The organism is Faecalicatena faecalis (genome assembly GCF_012524165.2).
In the GTDB taxonomy this organism is placed as follows: Bacteria; Bacillota; Clostridia; order Lachnospirales; family Lachnospiraceae; genus Faecalicatena_A; species Faecalicatena_A faecalis.
Genome location: NZ_JABACJ020000009.1, coordinates 41993 through 55885 on the forward strand (window position 1 = coordinate 41993; position 13893 = coordinate 55885).

The following is a 13893-nucleotide window of genomic DNA, read 5'->3' on the forward strand; positions in this document are numbered from 1 at the left end:
CCCCTCTTTCGGGTGGGCGGACCTCCTTCAAAGACCTTTACTTAGATTTTACTTCTCTCCACAACTGGTTATACACTGCATCGTTGTCGTCTCCCAGGAATTTGAATGTCTCACAGTTGATTAGATCTTCCGGTTCTGGGAATGCAATCCGGCTTTCCCTCATCCAGTCTTCTTCAATCAGCTTACGTCCCTCAGAGTTCGGAATAGAGTAGGTAATATAGTCAAAGTTCATCTTTGCGATTTCTGGTCTGCAGAGGAAGTCAATAAATTTCTCTGCATTTTCTTTATGCTTCGCGTTCTTAGGAATGACCCAGGAGTCGATCCAGAGGTTTGACCCCTCTTTCGGAATTACATATTCCAGATCTGGATTTTCCATCTTCGTATAGAGCGCTTCGCCAGAATAAATCACGCCGATAGCGGCTTCATTTCCAATCATTTTATCACGTACCTGATCCACTACATAGGCCTGAACCAGTGGCTTCTGCTCGATCAACAGTTTTTTGGCGGCCTCTAGCTCATCCAGGTCCGTAGAGTTGAGTGAGTAGCCCAGATATTTTAAAGTCACACCAAAGGCATCACGCACACTGTCCTGCATCAGAATACTGTCTTTATATTTCGGGTCCCAGAGCACGCCCCAACTGTCTATCGGCTCATCGACCATCTTCTTGTTATAGAGGATTCCCACTGTCCCGAAAAGATAAGGTACAGAGTATTTGTTCTCCGGGTCGAACTGACGGGATTGCTCCATATAGGTACTGTCAATGTATTTGATGTTCGGCATATTGTCAAAATTAATCTCGGCAAGCAGATCGTTCTCGATCATTCGCTGTACCATATAATCCGACGGGCAGACCACATCATAGGCAATTGCTCCAGACTGTATCTTGGGATACATGATTTCATTCGTCTCGTATTCCTCGTAGACGACATCGATTCCTGTCTCCTTTTCAAACAAGGTCAGGACATCGGGATCGATATATTCTCCCCAGTTGTAAACAATGACCTGATTATTTCCGGCAGCATCATTTTGTGAACCATAGAAAAATCCTCCGGCTATAATGACGATCACCATTGCAGTCGGGACCAGTTTGCGGAAAACAAATCTGGCTACTCGGTGTCTCTTTTTTATTTCTAACTTCTGTGCGGAGGAGCTCTCTTTTTTCTCAGGTGTAATGTTCACCAGGAACAGTAATACAAGCACTGTGATGAACATGATCGTGGAGAGCGCATACATCTCTGGCTTAATTCCCTTTCTGACCTCACTGTAGATTTTTGTGGAGAGGGTATCAACGCCTGGTCCTTTTGTAAAGTGCGTGATAACAAAATCATCCAGCGACATGGTGAATGCAAGCAGGAACCCAGAGAACACGCCCGGCATGATATCTGGAAAGACGACCTTGAAAAAGGCGTATACCGGCGAAGCTCCCAGATCCAGGGCAGCTTCATAAGTATGCTTGCTTGTCTGCTTGAGCTTGGGCATGACGCTTAAGATGACATAGGGAATATTAAACGTAATGTGTGCCAGCAAAATTGTCTTAAAGCCCAGTGAAAAACGAAATGCGATGAACAGAAGCATCAAAGAGATACCTGTTACAATATCGGCATTCAGCATAGGAATATTGGTGACCCCCATCATAAATGTACGGAATTTGGGCTTCATCGCCTGGATTCCGATTGCAGCAGCCGTTCCGATGATCGTTGCCACGAGTGCGGACACAAGTGCAATGATCAATGTGGTGTATAGTGCGTTCATGATATCCTGGTTCTGGAACAGGGCTATATACCATTTTCCCGTGAATCCGCCCCACTTGGAACGTGATTTGGAGCTGTTAAAGGACAGCACCATCAACGTGACGATGGGAGCATAGAGCAGGATAAAAATTAAGATTAAGTAAAATCGTTTCAGACCATTTTTTATCAAAATGCAGTTCCCTCCCCGTCTTTATCATATTTGGCAATCAGTGCCATGCTTGCGATGATGAAAATCATCAGCACAAGAGAAAGCCCGGAACCGACATTCCAGTTGCTTCCCTGTTTAAATTCTTGTTCAATGACATTTCCAATGAGAAGGATCTTGCTTCCACCGAGCAGGTCCGAGATAACGAAGGTGGTCAGTGATGGCACGAAAACCATCGTGATTCCACTGATGATCCCGGGGATACTGAGCGGAAAAATGATCTTGGAAAATGTCTGCATGTTGTTCGCGCCCAGATCACGGGCAGCAAAAATAACGTCCTTGTCTATTTTCGAGAGGACATTGTAAATCGGCAGCACCATAAACGGCAGGAAGTTGTACACCATGCCGAGTACGATTGCATATGGCGTATTGATCAGCGTCTGGTCAGGCAGGTGGAAGAATTCGAGAATCATATTGATGATTCCGTTTTTCTCCAACAGGTTCTGCCAGGCAAGAGTCCTGAGCAGGAAGTTCATCCACATCGGGAGGATGAAGATCAATACGATAAAGCTGGTCTGATTGACAGACTTCTCAGAAAGAATCATTGCCAGCGGATACGCGAGTATCAGGCAGATCAGCGTGCTGATAAAGGAGAGCAGAAGAGCAAGGCCCAGTGCTTTCAGGTTCTCAGGCGTGGTGATCCTGGCAAGATTCATGAATGTAAAGTGTCCCTCTTTGTCGGTCATACCATAGTAAACAATCATCAGAAGAGGGATGATAATAAACGATGCCGCCCAGAAAAGATAGGGACCGGTCAATAATTTTCTATTCTTCAATTCCAACAGCCTCCGCATCTTCAGATTCTGGTTTTTTCATGATCTGAATGTCAAATGGGTCTACTTTGATACCTACTTCTGTTCCGACAGGGAACATGTCTGTGCTGTGTACCAGCAGTTCATAATTATTGGCAAGGACCTCCATCTCGTAATGGACTCCTTTGAAAATCAAGTGTGTGACGACACCTTCGATGATGCCTTCCTCTGGCTTGACCAGGTCAATGTCCTCAGGACGGATCACTGCATCTACTGGTTTGTTGCGGCCGAATCCTACATCCACGCACTGCCAGGTGGCTCCCAGCATTTTCACGACCTTATCCTCTACCATAGTGGCAGGAAGGATATTACTGTCACCGATGAAATCGGCTACAAACGCGTTCTGCGGTTCGTTGTAAATATCCTCGGGTGTGCCGATCTGCTGGATATATCCCTGGTTCATGACCACGATAGTATCTGACATAGTGAGGGCTTCTTCCTGATCATGGGTAACGTAAACGAAGGTGATTCCCAGTTCGTTTTTCAGACGAATCAGCTCATACTGCATATCCTGGCGCAGCTTTAAATCCAATGCGCCGAGCGGCTCATCGAGCAGAAGCACCTTCGGCTCATTCACGATTGCCCGGGCAATGGCGATACGCTGCTGCTGGCCGCCGCTTAAGGAATCCGGGGTGCGATCCTCATACCCTTCCAGATTGACCAGTTTTAAGGCATAATGAATCTTATCCTGGATATAGCCCTTTGTCTTCCCTTTGATTTTAAGCCCGAACGCGATGTTCTCTGCGATGGACATGTGGGAGAAGAGAGCGTACTTCTGGAATACTGTATTTAACTGACGCTTGTTCGGCGGCAGGTTATTGATGTTCTTACCATCGAAAATAATATCGCCGGAATTCGGGGTCTCAAAACCACCGAGAATTCGAAGCAGTGTGGTCTTTCCGCAGCCACTCGGGCCAAGCAGGGTCAAAAATTCATTTTCGCGGATATACAAATTTAATTCATCCAGGACCACATTTTCACCAAATGATTTTGTAATATTCACAATATCAATTAATTTATTTGACATTCTAATCCTCCGTATAATAGGCTTTTATTTTATCCAACCGGCTGCTCATGTTGACAAGGAGCAGGTCCGCAAGTGTAATTGCTGTCATGGCTTCCACAACGACAACGGCGCGTGGGACAATGACAGGGTCGTGTCTCCCGTGTATGACAAGCTCTGTTTCTTCCCCAGATTCCGTCACAGTTCGCTGGCTCTGTGAAATGGAAGGAGTCGGCTTGATTGATGCACGGACAAGAAGAGGTGAACCGTCACTCATCCCGCCGAGTACGCCGCCAGAATGATTCGTCTCTTTGACAATACGGTCCTCTTTTTTTAGGAAAGCATCGTTGTTCTTGCTGCCTAAAGAGGAGGCGGCAAGAATTCCGTCGCCGAGTTCCACGGCCTTTACTGCTCCGATAGACATAAGTGCCTGTGCGAGATATGCGTCCAGTTTCTCAAAAACAGGTTCACCGAGTCCAGCGGGCAGGCCCTGAACCAGACATTCAATCGTACCGCCGCAGGAATCCTGGTCCTGAATCATCTGATCCAGAAAGGAAGCAGCTTGCTTGGCAGCCTGGTTATTTGGCATATAGAGTTTATTTTCCGAAATTTCTTCGAAATGATACTCTTTTTCAGGGACCGTGACAGGACCGACTGATTTTGCGTAGGATGTAAAGGTGATTCCCATCTCATTTAATAATAAGGAAGCAATAGCTCCCGCAGCGACCCTTCCAATCGTCTCTCTGCCGGAAGAACGGCCGCCGCCGCGGTAATCACGGAATCCATACTTCTGCGTAAATGTGTAGTCCGCATGTCCCGGACGGTAGGTATAAGCAATGTTCCCATAATCGCGGGAACGCTGGTCTTGGTTGCGTACAATCAGGGAAATAGGCGTACCCGTCGTCTTTCCTTCAAATACACCGGAAAGAATCTCGACCTGGTCCGCCTCCTGTCGTTTTGTTGTATATTTGCTCTGTCCCGGCTTTCGTCGGTTCAGATATTGTTGAATATCATCTTCGCATAATGTAAGCCCGGCAGGACATCCGTCCACGACTGCACCGATTGCTGCACCGTGGGATTCCCCCCAGGTTGTTACGCGGAATAATTTACCAAATGTTGATCCACTCATGTAAATACTCCTTTCTGTCTCTTCTGTTTTTGCATATAGACCTATTATATAAGAAGTTGCATCAACACGCAATCATAAATTTTACGGAACCTTTCCATGACCAGCCGGAATCTTAATTTTCATTTAAATTCATACTTTTTTACTGTACATTTACTATGATTCGTAATATAATGTGGACTAGATATTGATTTAAAAAAGGGGAGTAATACTAAATGAGCGAACGAGACATGACAAAATCAGACGGTTTCCACGCAGAAGAGAAAGATGAAAATAAAGACTACCACTTTGATGAAATAGATGAGACAGATGAGGATTATTATCTGGACGATGAGATAGACGAAGATGATGAGGATTATTTCTTTGACGAAGAAGAGGAGCCAGAAGAAGACGAGTACGAGGAACCGGTGAAAACGAAGGGCACTAAGAAAGGAATGAACCCCAATCATAGGGCGCCAGATCAGAGGCAGGAGACTGAACAGAGGAGGCAGAAGGCCCCGAATGTGATTCCTGTGGATACAAAGGTGAAAAAGAAAGGTCCTGCGAAAAAAGAGCATTTTGTAGAAGAAACAGATTTTGCAGAAGATCTGGATGATCTTTTCCCGGATGAGGAACCGAAGAAACATAAATCAAGGAGAAGAAAAGGCGGCCAGAAAAAGAGCAGTAAGAAGATCTGGATCATTTCCGGCTCTATTGTAGCGGCTCTTGTCCTTGTATATGTGGGTGTTTCTGTATTTTTTATGAGTCATTTCTATATTAATACGGAGATTAACGGCAAGGATTTTTCTGCCAAGACTGCTTCCGACGTGGAAGATTATCTGAAAGCACAAGTAAAAGGTTATAAACTGACCGTTCAGGAAAAGGATAATAAATCGGATACCATAGATGGTACGGATATTGGCCTGACTTATAAAGAGAATGATGATATCGAGAAGGCATTGAAAAAGCAGAATGGTTTTGCATGGCCGACTGCGTTTTTCTCCAAGAATTCCTCCAAGGTGACGATTGAGGTATCCTATAATGAGGACGAACTGAACAATGCCATTTCCAGCCTGCAGGCGGTGACTGCTGAACAGGTGCCGGCGAAGTCCGCGTACCCTAAGTTCGATGGTGAGAAGTATGTGATCGAGCCGGAAGTCATCGGTACTGCTGTGAATGTGGACGTGCTCAAAGAGAAGGTGCATCAGCATATCAATGAATTCCAAAAGGAATTGGATATGGAAAAGGAAGGCTGCTACTCTGAACCGAAGTATACATCGGATTCCGAGGAGGTCAAAAAGGCATGTGATGAGCTGAATAAATTTGCCAGTGCAAGCATTACATACACGATGACAGAGAATGTGGTCGTGGATAAGGCCTTGATCTCACAGTGGCTTACCGTAGATGACAATATGAAGGTGACATTTAACGAGGATGCGGTAAAGGGATGGCTTACAGAATTTGGAGACAAATATGATACCGTAGGAACCACAAGGACCATAACCACTCCGACAGGGAAGACCACGGAAGTATCTGGTGGAACCTATGGATGGTCGATCGATGAGGATACAGAGTTCGAAGCATTGGTCAACAGTATCAAGAATGGTGAGACAGTAACAAAAGAGCCTGCATACTATCAGACTGCAGCGGCTCATGCACCGCAGGACTGGGGCAATACTTATGCAGAGGTGGATCTGTCTGCACAGCATATGTGGTATATTGTAGATGGAAATGTAGCGATGGAATCAGATGTTGTTACAGGACTTCCGACTCCAGAGAAGGAGACTACAGCAGGCGTATTCAGCATCCTGGAAATGCAGAGGGATAAGACGCTTGTCGGTGACATCGATCCAGATACCGGGAAGCCGGAATATGAGACACCTGTTACTTTCTGGATGAGGATCACATGGTCAGGAATCGGCTTCCATGATGCGAACTGGCAGCCAGGATTCGGTGGAGATCTGTATACGAGCATTGGATCACATGGATGCGTGAACATGCCTTATGGGCAGGCGGAAACTCTGTATAGCATGTTATCAGTAGGAACGCCGGTTATTGTTCATTATTAAGCCCTATCGAAGCAGCGAAGCGGATTTTGGATATCCGCTTTGCCTAAGATATTATTTTAAATATTAGAATCAAAAGAAATCGAGGGAATTATGTACGAATTAATCAAAAGAGACGGTCTTGCTAAGCGAGGCCGTTTTCATACGGTCCACGGAGTGATAGAGACTCCGGTATTTATGAATGTGGGAACTGCAGCGGCAATCAAAGGGGCAGTTTCTACGGATGATTTAAGAGGAATCAAGACCCAGGTAGAATTATCCAATACGTATCATCTGCATGTCCGCCCGGGAGATGAGGTCGTGAAGAAGATGGGAGGCCTGCATAAGTTCATGAATTGGGACAAGCCGATTCTTACGGATTCCGGTGGTTTTCAGGTGTTCTCACTGGCAGACCTGCGGAAAATCAAAGAAGAAGGGGTTCATTTCCACTCTCATGTTGATGGTCGGAAGATTTTTATGGGACCAGAGGAGAGCATGAGGATACAGTCTAATCTGGCTTCTACAATTGCAATGGCATTTGATGAATGTCCGTCCAGTGTTGCTGATCGGGAATATATGAGAGATTCTGTGGCAAGGACGACACGCTGGCTCAAAAGATGTAAGACGGAAATGGAGCGCCTGAACTCTCTGCCCGATACGATCAATAAGAATCAGCTTTTATTTGGAATCAATCAGGGCGGTGTTTATGAAGATATCCGTATTGAACATGCAAAGCAGATTACAGAGCTGGATCTGCCCGGTTATGCCGTCGGAGGCCTTGCCGTGGGGGAAAGTCATGAAGAGATGTACCGGATCTTGGATGCGGTGGTACCGCATCTTCCGGTAGAGAAGCCTACTTATCTGATGGGAGTAGGGACACCGGCTAATATTCTGGAGGGTGTAGAAAGAGGCGTTGACTTCTTTGACTGCGTCTATCCGACACGCAACGGAAGACATGGACATGTCTATACCAACCAGGGGAAACTCAACCTGTTCAATGCAAAGTTTGAACTGGATGACAGACCGATAGAGGAAGGATGTCAGTGCCCGGCATGCCGTAGCTACAGCAGAGGATATATCCGTCATCTTTTAAAGGCGAAAGAGATGCTGGGAATGCGCCTTTGTGTCCTGCATAACCTGTATTTTTATAATCATATGATGGAAGAAATACGTGCTGCTATTGAGACCGGTGAGTTCCAGGCATATAAGAAAAAGAAGCTAGAAGGCATGAACAGTCAGAAGGAATCGTAACCCAGAGACAGGATATGCCAAATAGGAACGTAAAAAAGCAAAAAAAATGGCGGAAATTCCAAAAGATACTTGAAGAATCCCCCATTTTTGTGTATAGTTAACTTATTGTTTTGAAGATAGTAGTTAGGAGGAAGTAAGATGAATGGTTTATTAGCTGCAAGCGGAGCAACAGGAATGGGTGGTATCATCCTGATTTATGTAGTAATCATCGGTGGTATGTGGTTCCTGCTGATGCGCCCTCAGAAGAAGGAGCAGAAGAGAGTGCAGGCAATGCTTTCAACAATGGAAGTGGGCGATACCGCACTGACAACAAGCGGTTTTTATGGCGTCATTATCGATATCACAGATGAAGACGTAATCGTAGAGTTCGGCAATAACAAGAACTGCCGTATACCAATGCAGAAAGCTGCAATCGCACAGATAGAGAAACCATCTGCAGAGTAAGCAGAAGGTTGATGAGTAAGTAGAGTCGGTCCGCCCGTCAGGATGCATATCGTGCTTCCTGGAGGGCGGACCGTTTGCGAAGAGACACTAACAGAGAAAGAGCTGAATGGAAGGACGCGGCAACATATATCGAGTAATCTTGATGATTACTCGATACGTGTTGCCTTGGAAATTGTTCTGGAAAACAATTTCCATCCCTTTCATTCAGCTCTTTCCCTGTTAGTGCCTCTATTCGCGCACTTTAAGCCCTCCCAGGAAGCACGATATGCATCCTGACGGGCTGCGCTCATCCGAGTGGAACAAAAAAAATCACGAGGCCTATCCGAATTGATCTGCCTTGAAATTCTCCGGGGAGTAGAACTTCCCATTGGATGCACGTAGCTTTCAGGAGTGGGATGGGGGCGTTGGGGGGATCTTTGCAGGATTAGCAGCCCTTCATGAAAAGGACGCAGGAAATGCAGGCTGAAATCAGGCTTACAACGCCTTATTTCAAGCCGACCTACAGGGTAAACGCATCCAGCGTTTACCCGCATGTCTGCGGTGTCTGTCATTTCCTGCGTCCTTTTCATTAGGGCTGCTTATCCCGCAAAAAAGCCCCCAAAGCCCCCATCCCACTCCTGAAAGCGTCCCCTATATCCAACAAGTCCCACCCCCTAATTTCACACTTTTACGAATTAAAGGGTTGAAACGTGCCGAAAAATAAGTTATCATAAAGATTAGTATTTTTTAATTCTATTTTTGGAAGGAAGTAATGGGTTATGAGATTGAATATTGGAGTGATTAAAGGGGACGGTATTGGACCGGAGATCGTGACGGAGGCCATGAAGGTTCTGGATAAAGTAGGAGAGGTATATGGACATGCGTGTTCTTATACACAGTTATTGATGGGAGGAGCTTCGATTGATGTACACGGGATTCCTCTTACAGATGAGACGATTGCAGCGGCGAAGGCAAGCGATGCTGTGCTGATGGGATCGATCGGAGGGGATGCGAAGACTTCCCCATGGTATCAGTTGGAACCTTCCAAGAGACCGGAGGCAGGACTTTTGAAGATCCGCAAGGAATTGAATCTTTTTGCAAATTTACGTCCGGCTGTTCTGTATGATGAGTTAAAGGGTGCCTGTCCTCTGAAAGAAGAAATCACGGATGGCGGCTTTGACATGATGATCATGAGGGAGCTGACAGGAGGACTGTATTTTGGAGAGAGAAAGACAGTTGAAGTAGATGGCGTGCTGACAGCATATGATGAGCTTACATATAACGAGAATGAGGTGCGCAGAATCGCGAAGCGTGGTTTTGATATCGCAATGAAACGCCGGAAGAAAGTGACAAGTGTCGATAAAGCGAATGTACTGGATTCCTCCAGGCTTTGGCGTAAGGTTGTAGAAGAGGTCGCCACAGAGTACCCGGAGGTGACATTGGAGCATATGCTGGTCGACAATTGTGCAATGCAGCTCGTGAAAGATCCAAGACAATTCGATGTCATTTTAACAGAGAATATGTTCGGGGACATCTTATCAGATGAGGCAAGCATGGTGACAGGGTCCATCGGAATGCTGGCATCCGCCAGCCTGAACGAGACAAAGTTCGGACTCTATGAGCCAAGCGGTGGTTCCGCACCGGATATTGCAGGAAAAGGTATTGCAAATCCGATCGCGACGATTTTATCAGCAGCAATGATGCTGCGGTTCTCATTTGATCTGGACAAAGAGGCAGATGCAATTGAAAATGCGGTCGCACAGGTATTAAAAGATGGATATCGTACGATTGATATTATGTCAGAAGGAAAGACACAGATCGGAACCAGTGAGATGGGCGACAGAATCTGTTCTTACATTAAGTAGATAGAATAAGCATATCATTAGCCAGTACGGCATAAGTAGAAAGTGAGGTTTTTAAGATGAGAAGTGATACAGTAACTAAAGGGACACAGCAGGCCCCACATCGTTCATTGTTCAACGCGCTGGGAATGACGCAGGAGGAACTGGACAGACCACTCGTAGGTGTTGTCAGCTCCTACAACGAGATCGTTCCGGGACACATGAACCTGGATAAGATTACAGAAGCCGTAAAGATGGGCGTTGCAATGGCAGGAGGCACACCGATCATGGTGCCGGCAATCGCTGTCTGCGACGGAATTGCTATGGGGCATGTGGGAATGAAGTACTCCCTTGTAACAAGAGATCTGATTGCAGATTCCACAGAGGCTCTTGCGATGGCACACCAGTTTGATGCACTTGTCATGATTCCGAACTGTGACAAGAATGTACCGGGACTTTTGATGGCAGCGGCCAGAATCAATGTACCGACCATTTTTGTCAGCGGCGGCCCGATGCTTGCAGGACACGTAAAGGGTGGAAGGACCAGCCTTTCCAGTATGTTCGAGGCAGTAGGCTCCTATGCGGCAGGTACCATGACAGAAGAGGATTTATGTGAATATGAGAACAAGGCATGCCCGACCTGTGGTTCCTGTTCAGGAATGTACACGGCCAACAGCATGAACTGTTTGACAGAGGCTCTGGGAATGGGCCTTCAGGGGAATGGAACAATCCCGGCGGTCTATTCTGCAAGACTCCAGCTCGCAAAGCATGCTGGTATGCAGGTCATGGAACTGCTTCGGAAGAATATCCGTCCGAGAGACATCATGACAGAAGAGGCGATACTCAATGCACTGACTGTGGATATGGCACTTGGCTGTTCTACGAACAGTATGCTGCATCTTCCAGCCATCGCTCATGAAATCGGAATGGATTTTGAAATTGATTTTGCGAACAAGATCAGTGAGAAAACACCGAATCTTTGTCATCTCGCACCAGCAGGTCCGACCTATATCGAAGACCTGAACGAAGCGGGCGGCGTCTATGCGGTGATGAATGAATTGAATAAGAAGGGACTTCTGAATACAGAATGTTTGACTGTAACAGGAAGGACAGTGGGAGAGAATATAGAAGGATGTCTCAACAAGAATCCTGAGGTTATTCGTCCAATTGACAACCCATACAGTGAGACGGGCGGAATTGCCGTTCTGAAAGGAAATCTTGCACCAGACGGCAGTGTCGTAAAACGTTCTGCAGTCGTACCGGAGATGTTGGTACATGAAGGCCCGGCAAGGATTTTCGAGAGTGATGAGGCTGCCACAGAGGCTATCAAGACAGGACAGATTCATCCGGGTGATGTCATTGTCATTCGTTATGAAGGACCAAAAGGCGGCCCTGGAATGCGGGAGATGTTAAATCCGACCTCTGCAATCGCCGGATATGGACTCGGTTCTACCGTTGCCCTGATTACAGACGGACGCTTCAGCGGAGCATCCAGAGGAGCATCCATCGGTCATGTTTCACCGGAAGCAGCAGTGGGAGGCCCGATTGCATTGGTAGAAGAGGGAGATATCATCAAGATCAATATCCCAGAACTGAAGCTGGAATTAGATGTTTCCGATGAGGAGCTCGAAGCAAGACGGGCAAAATGGCAGCCAAAAGAGCCTGAGATCACAACAGGGTACCTTGCCAGATATGCAGCAATGGTAACTTCAGGCAATAGAGGAGCCATCCTGGAAGTACCAAAGAAGAATTAGGAGGTTTTACTATGCATTTAACCGGAGCAGAAATTGTCATCGAATGTTTGAAAGAGCAGGGCGTGGATACGGTTTTCGGGTATCCGGGCGGAGCAATTTTGAATGTATATGATGCATTATATAAACATAGTGATGAGATCAGGCATATCCTGACCTCCCATGAACAAGGAGCTGCGCATGCGGCAGACGGGTATGCAAGGGCAACTGGCAAAGTGGGAGTATGCTTTGCTACGAGTGGACCGGGGGCAACGAACCTGGTGACAGGAATCGCCACGGCGTATATGGATTCTATTCCAGTGGTCGCAATCACATGTAATGTGGGTGTCTCACTCCTTGGAAAGGATAGTTTCCAGGAGATTGATATTGCGGGAATCACCATGCCTATCACAAAGCATAATTACATTGTAAAGGATGTCAGCAAATTGGCAGAGACGATCCGCAAGGCATTTCGTATCGCACAGACTGGAAGGCCGGGACCTGTCCTCATTGATATCCCGAAGGATGTAACAGGAAATAAGACAGAGTATAAGCCGGTGAAGATTGAACCAGTGCTGCCGATGGACCCGCAGGATATCTGCCAAAAAGACGTGGATACTGCGGTTGCTATGATCAGCAAGGCGAAGCGGCCTTACATATTTGTGGGAGGCGGAGCAGTCCTTTCAGGTGCCAGCGGTGAATTGATGGAGTTCGTCAATAAGGTGGATGCTCCAGTCACAGATTCTCTGATGGGGAAAGGCGCATTTCCGGGAACCGATAGCCGCTATACTGGTATGCTCGGAATGCATGGAACAAAAACGTCCAATTATGGGGTCAGTGAATGCGATCTCTTGATTGTGATCGGCGCCAGGTTCAGCGACAGGGTGACGGGTAATACAAAGAAGTTCGCAAAAAATGCGAAGATTCTCCAGTTCGATATTGATGCGGCGGAGATGAATAAAAATGTCCTGATCACGGACGGTGTGGTCGGTGATCTGAAAGAAGTATTAAAGAGAGTCAATGAGAAGCTGGAACAGCAGTCTCATCCAGATTGGATGAAGAAGATTCAGGAATACAAAGAAAAGTATCCGCTCACCTACCATACAGATGTCCTGACAGGACCATTTGTGGTAGAGGAGATTTATAAACAGACAAACGGAGATGCAATCATTGTCACAGAAGTCGGACAGCATCAGATGTGGGCCGCACAGTTCTATCAATATACAAACCCGCGGACCTTCCTGACTTCTGGAGGACTTGGGACGATGGGCTATGGTCTTGGAGCATCCCTGGGCGCTAAGATGGGATGTCCAGATAAGCTTGTTGTCAACATTGCAGGGGATGGCTGTTTCCGCATGAATATGAATGAGATTGCAACGGCAGTCAGACATCAGATTCCGGTGATCCAGGTGGTGATCAACAACCATGTACTCGGTATGGTGCGCCAGTGGCAGAACCTGTTCTACGAACAGCGCTATTCTGCGACGGTGTTGAATGATGCAGTAGATTTTGTAAAGCTTGCAGAGGCGATGGGAGCAAAAGGAATCCGTGTTACTACACAGGAAGAATTTAAAGAAGCATTTGCAGAAGCGGTGAAGATGAATGCACCGGTTGTAATTGACTGCCAGATCGACAGTGATGATAAGGTATGGCCGATGGTAGCACCGGGGGCAGCAATCAGCGAGGCTTTTGACGAGAACGATATCAGTCACAGTTAAATATCTTT

General features: G+C 46.6%; 10 protein-coding genes. 6 read left to right on the top strand and 4 right to left on the bottom strand.

What is annotated here, in order from left to right:
- Positions 1 to 37: 37 nt before the first annotated feature.
- From HGO97_RS10930 to aroC, 4 genes are read right to left on the bottom strand one after another with little or no spacing between them, the layout of a single operon-like run.
- Positions 38 to 1921 (bottom strand): extracellular solute-binding protein, encoded by a 1884-nt coding sequence (locus HGO97_RS10930; protein ID WP_216241532.1) that lies wholly within the window; start codon positions 1919 to 1921, stop codon positions 38 to 40.
- Entirely contained in the window at positions 1918 to 2733 is an 816-nt protein-coding gene (locus HGO97_RS10935; RefSeq protein WP_246597407.1) for an ABC transporter permease, read from the bottom strand. The genes HGO97_RS10930 and HGO97_RS10935 overlap by 4 nt, the downstream gene beginning before the upstream one ends.
- Complete coding sequence (locus HGO97_RS10940; protein WP_216241537.1) at positions 2723 to 3796, bottom strand: ABC transporter ATP-binding protein; 1074 nt, start codon at positions 3794 to 3796, stop codon at positions 2723 to 2725. The genes HGO97_RS10935 and HGO97_RS10940 overlap by 11 nt, the downstream gene beginning before the upstream one ends.
- Position 3797: 1 nt before the next feature.
- A complete protein-coding gene (gene aroC / locus HGO97_RS10945; protein WP_216241540.1) occupies positions 3798 to 4901 on the bottom strand; it encodes a chorismate synthase in 1104 nt (367 codons plus the stop codon).
- A gap of 212 nt (positions 4902 to 5113) precedes the next feature.
- On the opposite strand from aroC, the gene HGO97_RS10950 reads away from it, so the two are divergent.
- From HGO97_RS10950 to ilvB, 6 genes are all read left to right on the top strand, one after another.
- Entirely contained in the window at positions 5114 to 6946 is a 1833-nt protein-coding gene (locus HGO97_RS10950) for a L,D-transpeptidase family protein (RefSeq protein ID WP_330654238.1), read from the top strand.
- A 90-nt stretch (positions 6947 to 7036) separates the two neighbouring features.
- Complete coding sequence (tgt, locus tag HGO97_RS10955; protein WP_216241542.1) at positions 7037 to 8173, top strand: tRNA guanosine(34) transglycosylase Tgt; 1137 nt, start codon at positions 7037 to 7039, stop codon at positions 8171 to 8173.
- Positions 8174 to 8311: 138 nt separating this feature from the next.
- Positions 8312 to 8617 (top strand): preprotein translocase subunit YajC, encoded by a 306-nt coding sequence (gene yajC, locus HGO97_RS10960; RefSeq protein WP_216241545.1) that lies wholly within the window; start codon positions 8312 to 8314, stop codon positions 8615 to 8617.
- Positions 8618 to 9375: 758 nt separating this feature from the next.
- The gene (gene leuB / locus HGO97_RS10965; RefSeq protein WP_216241547.1) at positions 9376 to 10461 is read left to right on the top strand and encodes a 3-isopropylmalate dehydrogenase; all 1086 of its coding nucleotides are present in this window, start codon (positions 9376 to 9378) and stop codon (positions 10459 to 10461) included.
- A 56-nt stretch (positions 10462 to 10517) separates the two neighbouring features.
- Positions 10518 to 12191 (top strand): dihydroxy-acid dehydratase, encoded by a 1674-nt coding sequence (gene ilvD / locus HGO97_RS10970; protein WP_216241549.1) that lies wholly within the window; start codon positions 10518 to 10520, stop codon positions 12189 to 12191.
- A gap of 11 nt (positions 12192 to 12202) precedes the next feature.
- Positions 12203 to 13885: a biosynthetic-type acetolactate synthase large subunit gene (ilvB, locus tag HGO97_RS10975; RefSeq protein WP_216241551.1), complete on the top strand. Its 1683-nt coding sequence runs from the start codon at positions 12203 to 12205 to the stop codon at positions 13883 to 13885.
- Positions 13886 to 13893: the final 8 nt, after the last annotated feature.